The 18,438-nt window shown below is 69.1% G+C and carries 19 protein-coding genes; 11 read left to right on the top strand and 8 right to left on the bottom strand.

The genetic code is table 11. The features are described 5' to 3' along the window. Positions 1-25: 25 nt before the first annotated feature. The 3 genes from ABZV40_RS14630 to ABZV40_RS14620 all read right to left on the bottom strand — a co-directional run bounded on the left by ABZV40_RS14630 (position 26) and on the right by ABZV40_RS14620 (position 2,283). Complete coding sequence (locus ABZV40_RS14630) at positions 26-424, bottom strand: VOC family protein (protein WP_355440327.1); 399 nt, start codon at positions 422-424, stop codon at positions 26-28. Positions 425-429: 5 nt separating this feature from the next. Beyond that, positions 430-1,221, bottom strand: coding sequence for an AraC family transcriptional regulator (locus tag ABZV40_RS14625; protein WP_355440324.1), 792 nt, complete (start codon positions 1,219-1,221; stop codon positions 430-432). Positions 1,222-1,308: 87 nt separating this feature from the next. Continuing rightward, positions 1,309-2,283, bottom strand: coding sequence for an ROK family transcriptional regulator (locus ABZV40_RS14620; protein WP_355440321.1), 975 nt, complete (start codon positions 2,281-2,283; stop codon positions 1,309-1,311). Between the two features lie 37 nt (positions 2,284-2,320). Here ABZV40_RS14620 and ABZV40_RS14615 point away from each other — a divergent pair, with 37 nt between their 5' ends. The 9 genes from ABZV40_RS14615 (at position 2,321) to ABZV40_RS14575 (ending at position 12,711) form a co-directional block, all read left to right on the top strand. Then, positions 2,321-3,328, top strand: a complete 1,008-nt coding sequence (locus ABZV40_RS14615) for a Gfo/Idh/MocA family oxidoreductase (protein ID WP_355440318.1) — start codon at positions 2,321-2,323, stop codon at positions 3,326-3,328. Beyond that, positions 3,325-3,798, top strand: a complete 474-nt coding sequence (locus tag ABZV40_RS14610) for a heme-degrading domain-containing protein (RefSeq protein ID WP_355440315.1) — start codon at positions 3,325-3,327, stop codon at positions 3,796-3,798. Before ABZV40_RS14615 ends, ABZV40_RS14610 begins: the two co-directional genes overlap by 4 nt. A 319-nt stretch (positions 3,799-4,117) precedes the next feature. Continuing rightward, positions 4,118-5,524 (top strand): family 2B encapsulin nanocompartment shell protein, encoded by a 1,407-nt coding sequence (locus tag ABZV40_RS14605; protein ID WP_355440312.1) that lies wholly within the window; start codon positions 4,118-4,120, stop codon positions 5,522-5,524. A gap of 29 nt (positions 5,525-5,553) precedes the next feature. Then, positions 5,554-6,621, top strand: coding sequence for a hypothetical protein (locus tag ABZV40_RS14600; RefSeq protein WP_355440309.1), 1,068 nt, complete (start codon positions 5,554-5,556; stop codon positions 6,619-6,621). Further along, complete coding sequence (locus ABZV40_RS14595; protein WP_355440306.1) at positions 6,614-7,609, top strand: hypothetical protein; 996 nt, start codon at positions 6,614-6,616, stop codon at positions 7,607-7,609. Before ABZV40_RS14600 ends, ABZV40_RS14595 begins: the two co-directional genes overlap by 8 nt. Before the next feature lie 15 nt (positions 7,610-7,624). Next, positions 7,625-9,019, top strand: coding sequence for a family 2B encapsulin nanocompartment shell protein (locus tag ABZV40_RS14590; protein WP_355440304.1), 1,395 nt, complete (start codon positions 7,625-7,627; stop codon positions 9,017-9,019). Positions 9,020-9,022: 3 nt separating this feature from the next. Then, a complete protein-coding gene (locus ABZV40_RS14585; RefSeq protein WP_355440301.1) occupies positions 9,023-10,069 on the top strand; it encodes a family 2 encapsulin nanocompartment cargo protein polyprenyl transferase in 1,047 nt (348 codons plus the stop codon). A 10-nt stretch (positions 10,070-10,079) separates the two neighbouring features. Continuing rightward, positions 10,080-11,021 carry a 4-hydroxy-3-methylbut-2-enyl diphosphate reductase gene (gene ispH, locus ABZV40_RS14580; protein WP_355440298.1) on the top strand — a complete coding sequence of 314 codons (942 nt, stop codon included), beginning with the start codon at positions 10,080-10,082 and terminating at the stop codon, positions 11,019-11,021. After that, positions 11,014-12,711 carry a 1-deoxy-D-xylulose-5-phosphate synthase gene (locus tag ABZV40_RS14575; RefSeq protein WP_355440632.1) on the top strand — a complete coding sequence of 566 codons (1,698 nt, stop codon included), beginning with the start codon at positions 11,014-11,016 and terminating at the stop codon, positions 12,709-12,711. Before ispH ends, ABZV40_RS14575 begins: the two co-directional genes overlap by 8 nt. On the opposite strand, the gene ABZV40_RS14570 is transcribed toward ABZV40_RS14575, so the two are convergent. The 3 genes from ABZV40_RS14570 to ABZV40_RS14560 form a co-directional block, all read right to left on the bottom strand. After that, positions 12,674-13,771: an acyltransferase family protein gene (locus tag ABZV40_RS14570; protein WP_355440295.1), complete on the bottom strand. Its 1,098-nt coding sequence runs from the start codon at positions 13,769-13,771 to the stop codon at positions 12,674-12,676. The genes ABZV40_RS14575 and ABZV40_RS14570 overlap by 38 nt on opposite strands. Before the next feature lie 103 nt (positions 13,772-13,874). Next, positions 13,875-14,003, bottom strand: coding sequence for a hypothetical protein (locus ABZV40_RS14565; RefSeq protein WP_355440292.1), 129 nt, complete (start codon positions 14,001-14,003; stop codon positions 13,875-13,877). Between the two features lie 527 nt (positions 14,004-14,530). Then, positions 14,531-15,643: a citrate synthase gene (locus ABZV40_RS14560; protein ID WP_355440629.1), complete on the bottom strand. Its 1,113-nt coding sequence runs from the start codon at positions 15,641-15,643 to the stop codon at positions 14,531-14,533. 51 nt (positions 15,644-15,694) lie between these two features. On the opposite strand from ABZV40_RS14560, the gene ABZV40_RS14555 reads away from it, so the two are divergent. Then, a complete protein-coding gene (locus tag ABZV40_RS14555; protein WP_355440289.1) occupies positions 15,695-16,819 on the top strand; it encodes a citrate synthase/methylcitrate synthase in 1,125 nt (374 codons plus the stop codon). On the opposite strand, the gene ABZV40_RS14550 is transcribed toward ABZV40_RS14555, so the two are convergent. Next, positions 16,812-16,961: a hypothetical protein gene (locus ABZV40_RS14550; RefSeq protein ID WP_355440286.1), complete on the bottom strand. Its 150-nt coding sequence runs from the start codon at positions 16,959-16,961 to the stop codon at positions 16,812-16,814. The genes ABZV40_RS14555 and ABZV40_RS14550 overlap by 8 nt on opposite strands. 70 nt (positions 16,962-17,031) lie before the next feature. On the opposite strand from ABZV40_RS14550, the gene ABZV40_RS14545 reads away from it, so the two are divergent. Then, a complete protein-coding gene (locus ABZV40_RS14545; RefSeq protein WP_355440283.1) occupies positions 17,032-17,976 on the top strand; it encodes a helix-turn-helix domain-containing protein in 945 nt (314 codons plus the stop codon). Here ABZV40_RS14545 and ABZV40_RS14540 read toward each other — a convergent pair. After that, positions 17,881-18,414, bottom strand: coding sequence for a MarR family transcriptional regulator (locus tag ABZV40_RS14540; protein ID WP_355440280.1), 534 nt, complete (start codon positions 18,412-18,414; stop codon positions 17,881-17,883). The genes ABZV40_RS14545 and ABZV40_RS14540 overlap by 96 nt on opposite strands. Positions 18,415-18,438: the final 24 nt, after the last annotated feature.

Here is an 18,438-nt window from a genome sequence, read left to right as displayed (position 1 = left end):
CTCCGTTTGTTGCGTGAAGGTTGCTTCACGCTCCGCGATAGGTGCCGAAGCTCCAGCGGTTGCCCTCGGGATCGGCGACGGTGAAGCCGCGCGACCCGTAGTCCTCGTCCTTCAGCCCACGGATCTCAACCGCCCCGTGCGCCAGGCATTGCGCGTGAAGCTCGTCCGGCCGATCGGTCACCACGTACACGGACGCCGCGCCGACGTGCGTCGCCACGACCTCGCCGACCGAACGCCGCGCGGATCCCAGCATCACGCCGCCGCCCTCCGGCCAGACCAGCTCGCAGTGCACGACCTCGCCCTCGGCCTCGCCGGGCACCACCAGGTGCTCGGAGAAGCCGAACCCTTCCACGAGAAACCGGATCGCGGCCGGCGCGTCCTCGTAGCTCAACGCCGGCCAACAGGTAGGTGCAGGTGTGTTCATGGCCGCTACTGTGCGACCGGCACGTCCTCGCCGCCTTGTACGAATGGAAGCTCGGCCGCGATCCACTCGGTCGGCGTGGCCCCGCACAGCGCCCGCCAGTCCCGGTTGAAGTGCGCCTGGTCGGTGTACCCGCACGCGGCGGCGACCTCGGTCAGCGTGGGCCGGCGTTCGCCGCGCAACATCCGGTTCGCCCGCTCGAACCGCATCACGCGGGCCATGACCTTGGGCGTCAACCCGTACTCGGCGGCGAACCGCGCGCTCAGGTGCTGACGGCTCCACCCGACCTCGGCGGCGATCTCCGCGACCGGCACGCCTGCCGCGAGCCGCTGCCACGCCCACGCCACTTCGACCCGCTGCCGCACCGGCCGCACCAACCGGCCCAGCACGAGATCCAGTTCCGTGAACCGGTCCGCCCACGTGGTCGCAGTCTGCAGCCGTTCCCGCAGTTCGGCGGCAGGTGCGTCGAACGCGTCCAGTCCCACCGTGACGCCGGAGAGCTCACCGGCGGGCAGGCCGAAGAACGCCCGCATCCCCAACGGCGTGAGGTCGCACTGGACGCCGTGCTGGAACCCGTCGTGGGTGATGATCACGGCCTCGTCGTGCAGGCCGCCGCACAACGTGGCGAACCGGCCCTGGTCCAGGTCGACCGTGCCGTCCATGGTCACGACGAGCGTCAACGACCGCGACGGCAGGCCGCGGTGGATGCCGGGCTCGGTGCGCATCCGATACCCGGAGTACCGCGTGACGAACGGCCGCAGCCTCGGGTGCGGCAGGCCGACGACGTGCTCGACGTCCACGCGTCCGATGCTAGCCGTGCCGGTGCTCGATGAAGGGCGCCTTCATCGACCTGAGGTGGAACAAGGCGCCCTTCATCCACCGAACGCCTAGAAGAGTTCGCCCAGGACCAGGAGTCCGGCGCCGATCGGAACCAGGTCCGCACCGAACGACGTGACGCTCACGGCCACCTCGGGCATCGCCCGCAGGTACAGCTCCGGCGACTGCAGCACCTTCCGTCCACTCAGGACGATCTGGTCGAGGTCCAGCAGCTGCACCAGGTTCGTCACCGCGGCGGCGAGCACCCGTGCCGCCTCGACCCCGGTGGCGGCGGCGTGCACCGCCTCGACGCACCCGCGCCGTCCGCAGACGCACAACGGACCGTCCAGCTGGATCGTCGTGTGCCCGAACTCGCCCGCACCGGATCGTGCGCCGCGGTGGACCTCGCCGCCGAGCAGCAACCCCACGCCCAGACCGGTGCCGACGAACACCAGGGCGGCGTCGCGCAGAGGTCGTCGCCACGCCTCGGCCAGCACCGCCGCGTTGGTGTCCTTGTCCACCACCACCGGCAGCCCGAGCCGTTCCTCGGCCAACGCCCGCAACGGCACGGAAGACCAGCCAGGCAGGCCGTTCGGCGACACCACGCCGTCGCGGAAGTCGAGCGGCCCGGCGATCCCGATGCCGAGTCCGAGCACCTTCTCCCCCGGTTGCACCAACGACTGCAACGCGTCCAGGACGTCGGTCGGCGTGAACATCGGCGCCAGCGGCAGCACGGACGCCGACACCACCTCACCGGTCAGGCCGAGCCGCACCACGCGCAGCTCGTCGCGGTCGACGTAGGCCCCGTAGGCGTGAGCCCCGTCCGCGGCGAGCTGGAGCGCGGTCCTGGGCTTGCCCCGGCCGCCGTCCCGCATCGTGCCGGTTTCCTCCAGCAGTCCGGCATCGATGAGCCGCGCCACGATCTTCGACACGGCCTGAGGGGTCAGTCCGGCTCGTACGGCGATGGAAGCCCTGCTCAGAGCCCCGGACCGGACCAGGCGCAACACGGTCCGGTCGTTGTGCGAACGCAGTGAGGTGAGGTCCACCTGGCAATTATGCAACAGCGTTGTTTTAATCGGTGCCATGACACGAGTCGGACTGCTGGGCTACGGCATCGCGGGACGCGTCTTCCACGCGCCGCTCATCTCGTCGACGGAGGGCATGGACCTCGTCGCCATCGTCACGGCGCACCCGGAGCGGCAGGCCCGGGCCCGTGCCGCCCACCCGGACGCGAAGATCGTCACCGCCGACGAGCTGTTCGCGATGGACCTCGACCTGATCGTCGTCGCCACCCCGAACCGCACGCACGTCGAGTACGCCAGGAAGGCGATCGACAAGGGCGTCGCGGTCGTCGTGGACAAGCCGTTCGCGCCGACCTCAGCGGACGCGAAGGAGCTCGTGGCGGCCGCACAGGCGAAGGGCGTGCCGCTGACGGTCTTCCAGAACCGCCGCTGGGACAGCGACTTCCGCACCGTCCGCAAGATCATCGGCCAACTGGGCGACATCCGGCGGTTCGAGTCGCGCTACGAGCGCTGGGTGCCGGAGATCTGGGACAACTGGCGCGAGTTCGGCGCCCCCGAGGAGGCCGGAGGTCTGCTCTACGACCTCGGCGCGCACCTCGTCGACCAGGCGCTGCAGCTGTTCGGACCGGTCAGGCGCGTCTACGCCGAGCTGGACCTGCGCAGGCCGGGCGTGCAGGTCGACGACGACGTGTTTGTGGCGCTCACACACGAGAACGGCGTCCGCTCGCACCTGTGGGCCAACGCGCACGCCGCCCACCACGGGCCGCGGTTCCGAGTGCTCGGCAGCGAGGGCGCGTTCGTGATCAGCGGCATGGACGAGCAGGAGGACGCGCTCGACGCCGGCCGCCGCCCGACCGACCCGGACTGGGGTTACGAGACCCGCAGCGGCCAGCTCGGCGTTCTCGGCGACACCGTCGAAGTGCCCGTCGAGCTGGGCGCCTACGAGACGTTCTACGCGGAGCTGCAGGCCGGGCGGATCCGCGTCGACCCCGCGGACAGCGTGCACGTGCTCGAAGTCATCGAGGCCGCCTTCGCCTCCGCGCGCGAGAACCGGGTGGTGGAGCTGTGAGCCTCACCGGCGAAGAGCTGCTCGCCCAGGAGCGGCGCCTGCAGTTCGCCCGCTTCGGCAACGACGTCGCGATCGAGCTCGGCCTGCACCTGCTCGACGCGGCCCGCGAGCAGGGCCTGCCGATCGCGATCTCGGTGCGGCGCAACGGACATCGGCTCTTCCACGCCGCGCTGCCCGGCACCGCGCCGGACAACGACAGCTGGCTGGAGCGCAAGGCCCGCGTGGTCGACCGGTTCGGGCACAGCTCGTTCTACGTCGGCACGGCCTACCGAGAGAAGGGCAGGACGTTCGAGGAGGAGCCGCACCTGGACCCGGCCCTGTACGCGGCGCACGGCGGCGTCTTCCCGATCATCGTCCGCGGCACCGGCCCGGTCGGCACCGTCGGCGTGTCGGGACTGCCTCAGGCCGACGACCACGAGTTCGTCGTCACTCAACTGGAATCTTTCCTGAACTCCCGTGACGCGCAATAGCCACGAATAGCCGTTGGCACAAAATGTGGACACACCACTTCGAGTGGATTCAGTTCCACTCGGAGTGGTGTTGTATAGCAGCCCGGCATGCTTCACCAATGCGCACAAAAGGGTGACCTTACTGAGCCGAACGAGTACCGCATTCCACGTTGACCCGACTACCGGAAGTTGTACTCTCCGTAGCATCGACAGGCGTAAGACACCCGCCCGAATGTCGCCTTTTTGGCCCCTTCACAGCTCTCAATTGCGAGAACTAACGTCCGTTCCGGCTTATCGGATTGGTCCATTAGCGCAGTGCAGACATGATGGGGTGTGGGTTGTGACTGTGACGGATTCTGACCTCAATGAGGGCCGTCAGCAGCTGAGTTTGGGCACGGCCGCGGCACGCAATCTGGCCACGACCACCAAGTCCGTCCCGCAGATGCAGGGAATCACTTCCCGCTGGCTGCTCAAGGTGCTGCCCTGGGTCCAGGCCGCGGGTGGTGCGTACCGCGTCAACCGCCGGCTCAGCTACACGCTGGGCGACGGCCGGGTCTCCTTCACCAACATCGGCGCGGAGATCCGCGTCGTGCCCCAGGAACTGACCGAGCTCGCGCTGCTCAAGGGCTTCGACGACGACGCCGTGCTGGCCGCGCTGGCCGGGCGCTTCCGGCAGCGGGAGTTCGGCATCGGCGAGGTGATCGTCGAGAAGGGCCGTCCGCAGGACACCGTCGTGCTGATCGCGCACGGCAAGGTCGACAAGATCGGCACCGGCGAGTACGGCGGCGAGACCGTCCTGGGCAACCTGGCCGACGGCGAGTACTTCGGCGAGACCGTGCTGGCCGGGCCGCAGGGCGAGTGGGAGTACACCGCCAAGGCCGTCACCCCGGTCACCGCCCTCACGCTGTCCTGGGAGGACTTCCAGGCCCTCAACGGCGAGGCAGGCGGCCTGCGCGCACACATCCAGCAGACCTACAACAGCCGCAACAAGCCGCAGAACGACTTCGGCGAGGCCGAGATCGGCATGGCCGCGGGTCACGAGGGTGAGCCGGTGCTGCCCGGCACGTTCGTCGACTACGAGCTCTCGCCGCGCGAGTACGAGCTGAGCGTCGCCCAGACCGTGCTGCAGGTCCACACCCGTGTCGCGGATCTCTACAACAACCCGATGGACCAGGTCGAGCAGCAGTTGCGGCTCACGATCGAGGCCCTGCGCGAGCGCCAGGAGCACGAGATCGTCAACAACCGGTCGTTCGGCCTGCTGCACAACGCCGACCTCAAGCAGCGCATCCACACCCGGTCCGGCCCGCCCACCCCGGACGACTTCGACGAGCTGCTCTCGGTGGTGTGGAAGGACCCCGGCTACTTCCTCGCCCACCCGCGCACGATCGCCGCGTTCGGCCGCGAGTGCAACAAGCGCGGCATCTACCCGCAGCACATCGACTTCAACGGCCAGTCCGTGCCGGCGTGGCGCGGCGTGCCGGTGCTGCCGTGCAACAAGATCCCGGTTTCGGACACCCGCACGTCGTCGGTGATGCTCATCCGCGTCGGCGAGCAGAACCAGGGCGTCATCGGCCTGCACCAGACCGGCATCCCCGACGAGTACCAGCCGGGCCTGTCCGTGCGTTTCATGGGCATCAACGACCAGGCGATCATCAACTACCTGGTCAGCGCGTACTACTCGGCCGCGATCATGGTGCCGGACGCGATCGGTGTCCTGGAGCACGTCGAGCTCGGCCGCGAGGGCTGAGCCAAGAAATGGCTACAGCGTCGTTCACCATGCCGGAGTTCTACGTGCCCCACCCGGCGCGGATGAACCCGCACCTCGAACGCGCCCGCACTCACTCGACGCAGTGGGCGCGGGACATGGGGATGCTCGGCACCGGGGTGTGGACGCCGGAGATCCTCGCGGGCGACGACTACGGGTTCATGTGCGCGTGGACCCACCCGGACGCGCCCGCGGAGATCCTCGACCTCATCACGGACTGGTACGTCTGGGTCTTCTACTTCGACGACGAGTTCTTCGCGGAGTTCAAGCAGACCAAGGACGTAGCGGGAGCCAAGGCCCACCTGGACCGGCTGCCCGCGTTCATGCCGATCAACGGCACGGACGCGACACCGGAACCGCGCAACCCCACCGAACGCGGCCTCGTCGAGCTGTGGCAGCGGACCATCCCGCTGATGTCGCCCGACTGGCGGCGGCGGTTCACCACGAGCACCTGCAACCTGCTGCTCGAATGCATGTGGGAGATCAAGAACATGGCGTCCGGCACGGTCGCCAACCCCATCGAGTACATCGAGATGCGCCGCAAGGTCGGCGGCGCGCCGTGGTCGGCGAACCTGGTGGAGGTCTCCGAGGCGGCCGAGGTGCCCGCGTCCATCGCCGGCACCCGGCCACTGCGGGTCCTCTCCGACACGTTCTCCGACGCGATCCACCTGCGCAACGACATCTTCTCGTACGAGCGGGAAGTGCAGCGCGAGGGCGAGAACTCCAACGGGGTGCTCGTCTTCGAGAAGTTCTTCGGCCACGACACGCAGACCGCCGTCGAGGCGGTGAACGACCTGCTGACCTCGCGGCTGCACCAGTTCGAGAACACCGTGTTCACCGAGCTGCCGCAGCTGTTCGCCGAGCACGGCGTCGACCAGCTGGAGCAGGCGCGCGTGCTCAAGTACGTGAAGGGCCTGCAGGACTGGCAGTCCGGCGGGCACGAGTGGCATCTGCACGCGGGCCGTTACACCAAGGTCGAGGGCGGCGGCGCGGGCAACAGCGCCTTCTTCCGCACGATCCTGCGCGGGCCGACGGGCCTGGGCACGTCCGGCGCGTGGCTGGGGGTGAGTCGTGGCTGAGTTCGGCATGCCTTTCGCGGCAAGGCTTTCGCCGCACGCGGACCGCGTCCGCCGGCACACGAAGACTTGGGTGCGGGACATGGGCATGCTCAACGGCGCACCGTGGACCGAGGCGTTCTACGACGCGGCGGACTACGGCGGCTTCGGCCCGTTGACCCACCCCACGGCGTCGCTGGAGGACCTGAAGCACATCAACGACTGGCACACGTGGGGCTTCCACGTCAGCGACGCGTTCCTGGAGGGCTTCCTCCGCCCGCGCAACGTCGTCGGCGGCAAGGCCTTCGTCGCCCGGCTCAAGTCCGTGCTGACCGGATCGGGCACGCCGGCGAGCCCTGCCGAGCGAGGCCTGGCCGACCTGGTCTCGCGGTCCACTCTGGACTCGTGGGACCAGGAACACCTCGGCGAGTACCTGGACGCGTTGTCGTGGGAGCTGCACAACACCGCCCAGGGCCGGGTGCCCGACCCGATCGACCTCGTGGAGATGCGCCGGCGTTCGATCGCCACCGAGCTCTCCGCGAAGCTCGCGCGCAAGTCGGTCGGCGCCGAGCTGCCCGCGGAGTTGTTGCGCAACAGCACGATGCGGGCGCTCGTCGACTCGTTCGGCGACGTTCCCGCGCTGCGCCAGGAGATCGTCGGGTTCGACCGCCTCTACGGCACCGGCGGCAGCACCACCAGCGCGGTGCTCGCCGTGCGGCAGTTCTTCGACTGCGAGCAGCCGCAGGCGGTCTCGATCGTGGCCGACCTGATCGCGGCACGGCTGCGGCAGATCGTCGCGATCATCGGTGAGCTGCCGTCGATCGCGGCCGAGTACGACCTCGACGCCCAGGCGAAGGCCGGGCTGCACCGGTACGTCGAGGCGCTGAAGTCGTGGCTGGCCGGTGAGCTGCTCTGGACTCAGCGCTCCGGTCGTTTCACCTTCTCCCCCACCCGGAAGTCGTTCCACACCCCGTCAGGACTCGGCACCGCTGCCGCAGTCCTGGTTCGTTAGAAGATTGGATTCGCAGTGACTGTTACCGATCCCGGGGTTGACGACAGGCAGCTGAGCCTGTCCACGGCCGCGGCCCGCAACCTCGCCACGACCACCAAGTCCGCACCGCAGATGCAGGGCATCTCGCCGCGCTGGCTGCTGCGCATGCTGCCGTGGGTCGAGGCCAAGGGCGGTGCGTTCCGGGTCAACCGGCGCCTCGCGTACGCCATCGGTGACGGCCGGATCACGTTCACCAGCGTCGGTTCCGCGGTGCGGGTCGTACCGCAGGAGCTGGCGGAGTTCGTGCTGCTGCGCGGGTTCGAGGACGAGGCGGCGCTGACCGCCGTGGCGAACCGGTTCCAGCAGCGCGAGTACGAGCCGGGTGAGGTGATCGCGCGGCGCGGCGAGCCCGTCGACGAGATCGTCGTCATCGCGCACGGCAAGGTCACCAAGACCGGCGTCGGTGAGTACGGCGACGACGTGGCGTTGGGCACGATGGCGGACGGCGAGTACATCGGTGACGAGCCGGTCCTGGGCGGTGTCGGGAAGAACTGGAGCTTCACGGCGCGTGCGTTGACGCCGACGACCGCCGTCGTGCTGTCGCGGGCGACGTTCAACCAGCTCAACGGGCAGATCCAACCGTTGCGCGACCACATCGCGCAGCAGCTGGCGAGCCCGTCGAGCGCGTCGAACAAGCACGGCGAGGCCGAGATCGACATCGCGTCGGGCCACGACGGCGAGCCGACGCTGCCCGGCACGTTCGTCGACTACGAGCTGCGGCCGCGCGAGTACGAACTGTCGGTGGCGCAGACGATCCTGCGCGTCCACACGCGTGTGGCGGACCTCTACAGCCAGCCGATGGACCAGGTCGAGCACCAGTTGCGGCTGACGATCGAGGCGCTGCGCGAGCGGCAGGAGTTCGAGCTCGTCAACAACAAGGAGTTCGGCCTCATCGCGAACGCCGACCTCAAGCAGCGGATCAGCACCCAGTCCGGGCCGGTCACGCCGGACGACATGGACGAGCTGATCTCCCGGCGCCGCAACACCAGGCTGATCCTCGCGCACCCCAGGGCGATCGCCGCGTTCGGTCGGCAGCTGTCGGCGCGCGGCCTGTACGCGCCGACGGTCGAGGTCGAGGGCAAGCCCCTGCAGTCGTGGCGCGGCATCCCGATCGCGCCGTGCGACAAGATCCCGGTCAACAAGAACGGCACCACGTCGATCCTCGCGATGCGCCTGGGCGAGGAGAAGCAGGGTGTCGTCGGCCTGCGGCAGACCGGCATCCCCGACGAGTACGAGCCCGGCCTGAACGTGCGGTTCATGGGCATCGACGAGCACGCGATGCTCAAGTACCTGGTGTCGACGTACTACTCGGCCGCGGTGCTGGTGCCGGACGCGCTGGGCGTGCTGGAGAACGTGGAGATCGGTCTTTAAGCCATGACCGCCGAACTGACCGAACCTCTCGCGGCGGGCAGACCCGCCGGCGAGGTGCTCGCGTGGAGCCGGGGCCTCGTGCTCCCGGCTCTGCGCAAGGCCGTCGAACAGCTGCCACCGTCGCTGCGCACCGTCGCGGAGTACCACCACGGGTGGCGCGACGAGTACGGCAACCCGGTGCTGGAGAACGGCGGCAAGGCCATCCGGCCTGCGCTGGTGCTGCTGGCGGCGGAGGCCGTCGGCGGCAGCGCCTCGTCCGCCGTGCCCGCGGCGGTCGCGGTGGAACTGATCCACAACTACTCGTTGCTGCACGACGACGTGATGGACCGGGACACGACCCGTCGGCACCGGGCCACGGCGTGGACGGTGTTCGGGGTCAGCGCGGCGATCCTGGCCGGTGACGCGTTGCAGGCGGTGGCCGTGGACGTGCTGGCGGCGTCCGGGCATCCGCGTGCGCTGGAGGCGATCCGGACGCTGGGTGACGCCGCGGTGGCGTTGCTCGACGGGCAGGCGTTCGACCTCGGCTTCGAGACGCGTTCGGACGTGCGGGTGTCCGAAGTGGAGCAGATGGCGCGGGGCAAGACGGGCGCTCTGCTCGGTGCGTCGACGGCTCTGGGCGCGCTGTTCGGTGGAGGCACCGACGAGCAGGTCGAGGCCATGCGCGGCTACGGCGCCGAGCTGGGCCTCGCGTTCCAGCACGTGGACGACCTGCTCGGCATCTGGGGCGACCCGGCGGTGACGGGCAAGGCCGCGCACTCGGACCTCATGAGCCGCAAGAAGTCCCTGCCGATCGTGTACGCGCTGAACTCCGACGCCGTCTACGCGTCCGAGCTCGCGTCGTTGTACTTCGGCTCGCAGGAGATGAACGCGGAAACGCTTGCGCGGGCGGCTTCTCTCGTCGACCTGGCCGGTGGCCGGGCCTGGAGCCGGGCCCAGGCCGACGAACTGCACACGCAGGCCCTGGTCCACCTCGGCGAGGCCTCGCCGACCGCCCGCGCGGCGGTCGAACTGGGCACGCTCGCGCAACTGGTCACCGATCGAGACCACTGAAAGGCCTCAGATGAAGGAAAACCCGCCGCGTTCGGTGCTGCTCGCCTCACCCCGGTCGTTCTGCGCCGGCGTGGAGCGCGCCGTCGAGATCGTGGAACGGCTGCTCGACCAGCGCGGCGGCCCCGTCTACGTGCGCAAGCAGATCGTGCACAACATCCACGTCGTGCGTTCCCTGGAAGCCCGTGGCGCGGTGTTCGTGGAGGAGCTCTCCGAAGTGCCTTTCGGTGCCACGGCGGTCTTCTCCGCGCACGGCGTCTCCCCCGCCGTGCGCGCGGAGGCCGTCGAACGCTCGCTGGACGTGCTCGACGCGACCTGTCCGCTCGTGGCGAAGGTGCACTCCGAGGCCCGGCGGTTCGCCGAACGCGGTGACACAATCGTCCTCATCGGACACGCCGGGCACGAGGAGGTCGAAGGCACGCTGGGCGAGGCTCCCGATCGCGTCGTGCTGGTGGAGACCGTCGCAGACGTCGAGGCGCTGGACATCGCCGGTCCCGTGTCGTACTTGACGCAGACGACGCTGGCCGTGGACGAGACGGCCGAGGTGGTCGAGGCGCTGCACCGGAAGTTCCCCGAACTGCGCGGGCCGGGCTCGGACGACATCTGCTACGCCACCACGAACCGGCAGGTGGCGATCAGGGAGGTCGCCGCGCGGTCGGACCTCGTGCTGGTGGTGGGCTCGAAGAACTCCTCCAACTCGGTCCGGATGGTCGAGCTGGCGGCCCGTGGCGGCACGCCCGCCCACCTGATCGACGACGCCTCGGAGATCGACCCGGCGTGGTTGACCGGGGTGTCGACGGTGGGGGTGTCCGCCGGTGCCTCGGCACCACCCGAGCTGGTCGACGAGGTGGTGGCGGCGTTGCAGGCCATGGGACCGATCTCCGTGTCCACGCACACGACGGCCACGGAGACGATCTCCTTCACGGTGCCGTTGGCGGTGCGCCGTGCTGGCTGACATCACCTCGCCCGCGGACGTCCGCGCGCTTCCGTCCGCGTCGCTGCGGCCGTTGGCCGCGGAGATCCGGTCGTTCCTGATCTCGAAGGTGCACCGGACCGGCGGACACCTCGGCCCGAACCTCGGCGCGGTCGAGCTGACGATCGCGGTGCACCGGGTGTTCGCGTCCCCGGTCGACGTCGTGCTGTTCGACACCGGGCACCAGTCGTACGTGCACAAGATGCTGACCGGGCGGTGTCCCGACTTCGACTCGCTGCGCCAGGCCGGTGGCATGTCCGGCTACCCGTCCGCGGCCGAGTCGGCGCACGACGTGATCGAGAACTCCCACGCCTCCACCGCACTGTCCTATGCGGACGGTCTGGCCAAGGCGTTCGAGCTCGCCGGCGTGGACCGGCGGGTCGTGGCGATCGTCGGTGACGGCGCGCTGACCGGTGGGATGTGCTGGGAGGCGCTCAACAACATCGGTGGGTCGTCGCGACCGGTCGTGGTGTTGCTGAACGACAACGGCCGTTCGTACGACCCGACCGCGGGCGGCTTCGCGGCGTCACTGCGGTCCGGGACGGCCCGCGGCCTGTTCGAGGCGCTGGGCCTGGCCTACATCGGCGAGGTCGACGGCCACGACGTGCACGCCGTCGAGAACGCCCTGTGGGAGGCCAAGGTTCTGGGCCGGCCGGTCGTCGTGCACTGCAAAACCGTGAAGGGCAGGGGTTACGAGGCCGCCGAAACCGACGAGGCCGATCGCATGCACGCGGTCGGCGGGTCCGGTTCGCCCGGCGGCGGCACCTGGACGGACGTGTTCGCCGAAGAGATCGTCGCGATCGGCACAGACCGTCCGGACGTCGTCTGCCTGACCGCCGCGATGCTCGAACCCGTGGGCCTGCGCCCGTTCGCCGAACGCTTTCCCAGCCGTGTCTTCGACGTGGGCATCGCCGAACAGCACGCCGTGACGTCGGCCGCCGGCATGGCGATGGGCGGCCTGCACCCGGTGGTCGCCATCTACGCGACCTTCCTGTCGCGCGCCTTCGACCAGCTGCTGATGGACGTGGCACTGCACCGGTTGCCGGTGACGTTCGTGCTGGACCGGGCCGGCGTGACCGGCCAGGACGGCGCGTCGCACCACGGCATGTGGGACGCCTCCGTGCTGCCCGTCGTGCCCGGCCTGCGCCTGGCCGCCCCGCGCGACCCGTCGTCCCTGGCGTCGCTGCTGCGCGAAGCCGTCGGGGTGTCCGACGGCCCGACCGTCGTGCGCTACCCGAAGGCCGCGATCGGCCCGGACGTGCCCGCGTTGCGCCGGGTGAGCCACTTCGACGTGCTGCGCGAGGTCCCGGACGCCGAGGTGCTCCTCGTCGCGGTGGGCCCGCTGGCCGGCCCGTGCCTGGCCGCGGCCGGGGAACTGGCCGCACACGACGTGCGCGTCACCGTGGTCGACCCGAGGTGGACCGCGCCCTTGGACCCGCACCTCGTGAAGTACAGCGGTCGGCACCGCCTGGTGCTCGCCGTGGAGGACACGACCTCGACAGGTGCCCTGGGCGCGCGGCTCGGCCAGGCGCTGCCCGGCCACCGCGTGGCCACGTTCGCCCTGCCACCGCGCTTCCTGCCCCACGACTCACGCGCCCGCATCCTGCGCGCGCACGGCCTGGACGCGGCCGGCATCACGACGAGCGTGCTGAAGCGCCTCGGCGCGAAGTGACCACCCACCCGATCGCGAACGACACCGCGACCGCCCCGGCCCCCACCACAGGCGCCTTGACCTCAGCGGGCAGGTCGAACGGGCGCATCGCCGTCGCGAGGCTGAGCAGAACCGGCCCTTGCACGACGAACGCCACATAGGCCGACCGCGCCAGCCCTTCCGCGAACGGTCCCTGCCCGGTCAGCCTCCGTTGCGCCAGCCCGACGAGCCACAAACTGCCCGCGACGACCAGCATCCCCTCGACCAGCGCCAGCGCCGCCGCCTGCCACCTCCAGCCCCCGAGGAACGGTTCGGCGTTCGCGGCGAGGTCCAGCGCGCCCAACAGTGCCGCGGCGACGGGCAACACCGCGATCGTGGCGATGACGACGTTGCGACTGGTCCGGTAGAGGTCGTCCGGCACCCGCTGCGCGAGCCTCAGGCCGCCGACCGCGCCGAGCAGGAACATGCCGAGACACTGCGGCCACCACCACAGGTGCAGGTCGCCGATCTGCCCGCTCCTCGCCGGAAACACCAGCCGCGTCAGGAAAGTCGTCCCGGCCACCACCATCGTCGTGCCGAAGGCGGTTCTCCCGGTGATGGCGCGTTCTTTCATCGGCGGTGCGAAGGCCAGCGCGACACTGAAGATCAGCAGCACTCCCACGAACCACAGCGACCCGCTGTCCAGCAAGGGATCCCGCTGCGTGAACGCCTGCCACCAGCTCACGTTCCGGCCGGCGCCGCGGTAGGCGATCCACACGAACGTCGGCCACACGACGACCGCACTGACCACCCACGGCACACCGAGCCTGACCAACCGGTCGGCGACGAACCGCTGCCTGCCTTTGCGCACGATCGAGCCGGGCGTGAAGATCCCGGCCATGAAGTAGAAGGTGCCCATGAAGAACAACCCGGACGGCCCGATCAGCGCCGCCAGCACCGTCTCGACGCCGGGGTGGAACGTGACCTCGTTGACCTCGTCGTACGGCCAGCCCCCGATCGCGGCGTAACCGAGCAGCGCGTGACCGCCGATGACCCACGCCACGAGGACCACCTTCAGGTTGTCCACAGCGGACAATCTCATGCCGTCGATGGTCCGCTTCCGGGTGCGCGAACACCAGGGCCCTTGGCGCACGGGCGAAGGGGCGGACGACTCCTCGTTCTCGAAGGTGCCGCCCGCCTCCTGCTCAGTGCCTGGTGATCTCCAGCGGACCGAGCGTCAGGTCCACCGGCAACAGCCACAACCCGAGAATCAGCAACGCGATCAGCGCCGCGACCCGCAGTGTCGTCGGCCAGTTGCCGATCACCTGGCCCATCAGCCCGACCGAACTTTCCGGCCGTTCGCCGAGCGCTTGACTAACTCCTGGCCCAAGCCAGTTGATCAGCCGTGTTGCGACGACCCCTGGAATTCGCCGCCGGAAGGGGGCCGTTCGTGCTGTTCAGACTGGTTTGCGCAGAACCGCCACCGGAACCTGATCGCAACCTGACCAGGGGCACAGGTTCGTGCGCAGCAGCCAGGCGCTGACCGGTTTACAAGCGACGAAGAGCGGCAAGCGGTGTTCGGTACGGCCGATCAAGGTACGCCGAACCAAAACGGCCGTTTTCGCAGTTCAGAGGGCCTTCAATATTCCAGCGTCCACTGGAATTCCACATTCCGCCAATACCGGAATTTTCCACAACAACCTGCTCAGGGCCCGGCCTGGAACCAGCTTTGACCGGAATCGCATTTTGTTTGACTTCCTATTGCACAAATAATCGTCGACGCGCCAAGTTGGTGTGTTCGGTACCGCTCACCGCCGACGAGCGACCGCTCACCGTTTGGAGAGGTTCCAAGACGTTCTCGTCACGGGCGGTCGCCCGTGTACACGCCGAGCGTCCGGAACCGCAGACCCGGCTCCTGGTACTCCTCCATCGCGTGCGCGATCCACCCCACGATCCGCGCGATCGCGAAGATGGCCTCCCCCGCGTCCGGCGGCATCTTGAACATCAGACCGAACTGCGCCAGCGCCAGGTCGACGTTCGGGAAGGTCTGCAGCTGCGTGCCGATCACCTTGTCCGCCACCAGGTCGCCGTGGCTGCGCAGCAACGCGAGCAGGTGGTCGGCGCGCGGGTCGCGGTTGGCGTAGACGCGGTGACCGAAGCCCGGGATGGGCTGGCCGGATCGCAGATGTTCGGCCACGGCGCCCATCGGGTCGGACTCGGCCTGGGCGAGGAACCGGTGGGCGATGGTCGTGGCGGTGCCGTGCTTCTGGCCCTCCATGGCGCCCAGGCCTGCCGACACCACGGCGTACGGGTGGGCGTGGGCCGAGGCGGCGACGCGGGCGGCCAGGGTCGAGATGGCCAGGTCGTGGTCGGCGAGCAGGATCAGGGCGGCGTTGAGCAGGTCGGGCTGCGGGGGTTCCGGCGACAGGCGGGCCCACAGGCGGTCGGCGATGTCGGTGCCCTGTGGTTTGCTGACCAGCGGGAGGGACTCGACCACGTCGGCGATCAGGGCCTTGGCGGTGGAGACCGCGCGGTCGAGGTCGAAGCGCAGCGGGTCGCCGGCGCCGGCGAGGGCCACGGCCACGCGGATGCGGTCGGTCAGCGTGGCGCTGTCCGGAAGGGCCATCCAGATCTCCTGGCCCTCGGGGAACTGCAGACCGACGGTGTCGACGCCGGTCCACAGCCAGTGGGCCACGTCCTCGAAGCGCCTGGTGCTGGACAGCTCCGGAACGGAGCGGCCGCGGTAGTGGAGGCGGTCGTTCTCCAGCAGGGAGATGCGGGTGCGGATGCGATCGGTCACAGCCGCCACTGCTCCGCGCGCACCAGTGCGTTGCGCCAGGGCTTCGACCTCGCTGACGTCGAACATGCTGTGCCGGTTCAGCTTCTTGCTGGTCAGCAGGCCGCGGCTGACATAGGCGTACACCGTCGCCGGTTTCACACCGAGGCGACGGGCAGCTTGATTCGTCGTCAACATTGATTCCATCAACGTTGACTGTACATGAGATGTTGATGGACCCTCTTGTACATGTTGATTGATGCACCCAAAGGGCTTAAAGACGTCGTCGTCACCACGACCCTGATCGGGGACGTGAACGGGGCCGCGGGCTACTACCACTACCGCGAGCACGACGCGATCGAACTGGCCAGGACGCGGTCCTTCGAGGACGTGTGGTTCCTCTTCGTCGAGGGACGCCTGCCGAACGCCGAGGAGTCCGCGCTGTTCGCCGCGCAGACCGCACAACTCCGCCCGCTGCCGGCGACGATCCGCGAGGTGCTGCCCGCGATCGCACGGTCGGGGTGCACGGCGCTGGCCGGGTTGCGGACCGCGTTGTCGATGCTGCCGAGCCAGCCGATGTGGGACGCGCCGATGAGCACCAGGAAGGCGGACGCGCTCAAGGTCAGCGCGATGACGCCGACGATCCTCGCGGCACTGCACAGGCTCAAGCTCGGACTTGATCCGGTCAACCCCAGGGTTGATTTGTCAACGTCGGCGAACTGGTTGTACATGTTGACTGGACAGGAACCGTCAACGTGGACGAGCCGTGCGGTCGAGCAGTACTTGATCGCCACGATCGACCACGGGTTCAACGCGTCGACGTTCACCGCGCGCGTGGTCGCCAGCGCGGGCGCGGACGTCGTGTCGGCGGTGACGGCGGCGATCGGGACGTTCTCCGGGCCACTGCACGGCGGCGCGCCGGACCGGGCGTTGGAAGCGCTGGACCTCATCGGGACGCCGGACAACATCGACGCGTGGGTCCGCGAACGGATCGAGCAGGGCGACCGGATCATGGGTTTCGGGCACGCCGTCTACAAGACCGAGGACCCGCGGGCGCGGCTGCTCAAGGAGATCGCGCTGGAACGGCCCACGCCGTTGACCGAGTTCGCGGTCACGGTCGAGCAGCGGGTCACCGAGCTGCTGGAGGAGCTCAAGCCAGGACGGCAGCTGTACGCGAACGTGGAGTTCTACGCCGGCGTGGTGATGGAGCAGTGCGGGATCCCGCGTGAGATGTTCACGCCGACGTTCGCGTGCAGCCGGGTGATCGGGTGGTGTGCCAACGCGCTCGAACAGTCCGAGGACACGAAGATCATCCGCCCGGTCGCCCGGTACACGGGACCCCGGCCGAGGATCAGCCAGCCGCAGATCAAGTGAGGTACCGCAGGTCGTTGCGCACGCGGATGCGGTCGCGGTCGGTGACGTCGGACGAGCCCGCCAGACCGGCATCGCGGTCGCGGTGCCGGTCGAGCCAGACGGAGATACCTGCCAGGACGAGGACGATCGCTGCAAGAGTCATACGTGAAGTTTGCGACCATCGATATCCCGCCAACAGTGGCAGATCTGACGCAGCGCGCTAAAATCCTGCCATGCTGCGATCGGTGGCGGTTCCGCTCATCGACGGCGTCGCGCCGTTCGAGTTCGGCCTGCTCTGCGAGGTGTTCGGCGTCGACCGGACCGAGGAGGGCGTGCCCCTGATCGACTTCCGCGTGTGCGGCGAGCTCCCGAACCGGCCGGTGCCGACGAACATCCGAGGCGTCAGCATCACGCCGGAGCACGGGTTCGACGCGCTGCTGGACGCCGACCTGGTCGCCCTCCCGGCCGCGCGGATCCGGGACGTCTACCCCGAGAAGCTGCTCAAGACCGTGCAGGAGACCGGCGCGACGCTGCTCAGCGTCTGCAACGGAGCGTTCATCCTCGGCGAGGCCGGCCTGCTCGACGACCGCCGCTGCACCACGCACTGGCGCGAGACGAGGGAGTTCACGGCCCGGTTCCCGAAGGCCCACCTGGACCCGGACGTGCTGTTCGTGGACGACGGCAACATCATCACCAGCGCGGGCACGGCCGCGGGCATCGACGCCTGCCTGCACCTCGTCCGGCGGGAGCTGGGCACCAAGATCGCCAACATCATCGCGCGCCGGATGGTCGTGGCGCCGCAGCGCGACGGCGGTCAGCGGCAGTTCGTGGAGCTCCCGATCCCCGAGTGCAGCTCGGACAGCCTGGAACCGGTGCTGGAAAGAGTGCTGGAAACGATCGAGGACAACCACACGGTGGCGTCCATGGCGAAGCTCGCCGTCATGTCCGAGCGGACGTTCGCGCGGAAGTTCGTCGCGGAGACCGGCACCACCCCGAACAAGTGGCTTTCACTGCAAAGAGTGCTGCACGCGCGCAGGCTGCTCGAAGAGACCGACCTGGACGTCGACACGGTCGCCGTCAGGTCAGGCTTCGGAACAGCCGCCCTCCTCCGGCACCACTTCCATCGGGTCGTCGGCATCGCACCGAGCGATTACCGCCGCACATTCTCCTGTCGTTAGGCGCGTGAAGATCTTCTCCGAGATCTCCCGCAGCGCCTCCACCTCGGCGTCGGAGAGCAGGTCGAACACCAGCGCGCGCACGGTCTCGGCGTGCGCGGGCGCGGCGGCCTCGATCGCGGACCGGCCCAGGTCGGTCAGCACGACGAACGACCCGCGCCCGTCGCTGCGGCAGTTCTCGCGGCGCACCAGCCCGCGCTTCTCCATCCGGGCCACGTGGTGTGAGATCCGACTCTTCTCCCAGTGCAGGGACCGAGCGAGCTCCAGCACGCGCACGCGTTCCTCAGGCGTGTCGGTGAGCTGCACCAGCACGGCGAAGTCGGCCATCGAGATGTCCGAGTCGACCGACATCTGCCTGCTCAGATGGGCGTTCAGTTCCCCCTGCATGCGGACGTAGGCACGCCACGCCCGCTGCTGCTCCGGTTCCAGCCATCTCGTCACGTGCTCAGCATACGGGAATAGTTG

The organism is Lentzea sp. NPDC004782 (assembly GCF_040609115.1).
GTDB lineage: Bacteria > Actinomycetota > Actinomycetes > Mycobacteriales > Pseudonocardiaceae > Lentzea.
This window is presented reverse-complemented; position numbering and strand designations above follow the sequence as displayed.

What these genes read in the sequence shown, in the direction of transcription:
- ABZV40_RS14630 (WP_355440327.1), bottom strand. Translation starts at nt 424, where the DNA reads ATGAACACACCTGCACCTACCTGTTGGCCGGCGTTGAGCTACGAGGAC.
- ABZV40_RS14615 (WP_355440318.1), top strand. Translation starts at nt 2,321, where the DNA reads ATGACACGAGTCGGACTGCTGGGCTACGGCATCGCGGGACGCGTCTTC.
- ABZV40_RS14600 (WP_355440309.1), top strand. Translation starts at nt 5,554, where the DNA reads ATGCCGGAGTTCTACGTGCCCCACCCGGCGCGGATGAACCCGCACCTC.
- ABZV40_RS14585 (WP_355440301.1), top strand. Translation starts at nt 9,023, where the DNA reads ATGACCGCCGAACTGACCGAACCTCTCGCGGCGGGCAGACCCGCCGGC.
- ispH (WP_355440298.1), top strand. Translation starts at nt 10,080, where the DNA reads ATGAAGGAAAACCCGCCGCGTTCGGTGCTGCTCGCCTCACCCCGGTCG.
- ABZV40_RS14570 (WP_355440295.1), bottom strand. Translation starts at nt 13,771, where the DNA reads ATGAGATTGTCCGCTGTGGACAACCTGAAGGTGGTCCTCGTGGCGTGG.
- ABZV40_RS14565 (WP_355440292.1), bottom strand. Translation starts at nt 14,003, where the DNA reads ATGGGCCAGGTGATCGGCAACTGGCCGACGACACTGCGGGTCGCGGCG.
- ABZV40_RS14560 (WP_355440629.1), bottom strand. Translation starts at nt 15,643, where the DNA reads ATGTTGACGACGAATCAAGCTGCCCGTCGCCTCGGTGTGAAACCGGCG.
- ABZV40_RS14555 (WP_355440289.1), top strand. Translation starts at nt 15,695, where the DNA reads ATGTTGATTGATGCACCCAAAGGGCTTAAAGACGTCGTCGTCACCACG.
- ABZV40_RS14550 (WP_355440286.1), bottom strand. Translation starts at nt 16,961, where the DNA reads ATGACTCTTGCAGCGATCGTCCTCGTCCTGGCAGGTATCTCCGTCTGG.
- ABZV40_RS14545 (WP_355440283.1), top strand. Translation starts at nt 17,032, where the DNA reads ATGCTGCGATCGGTGGCGGTTCCGCTCATCGACGGCGTCGCGCCGTTC.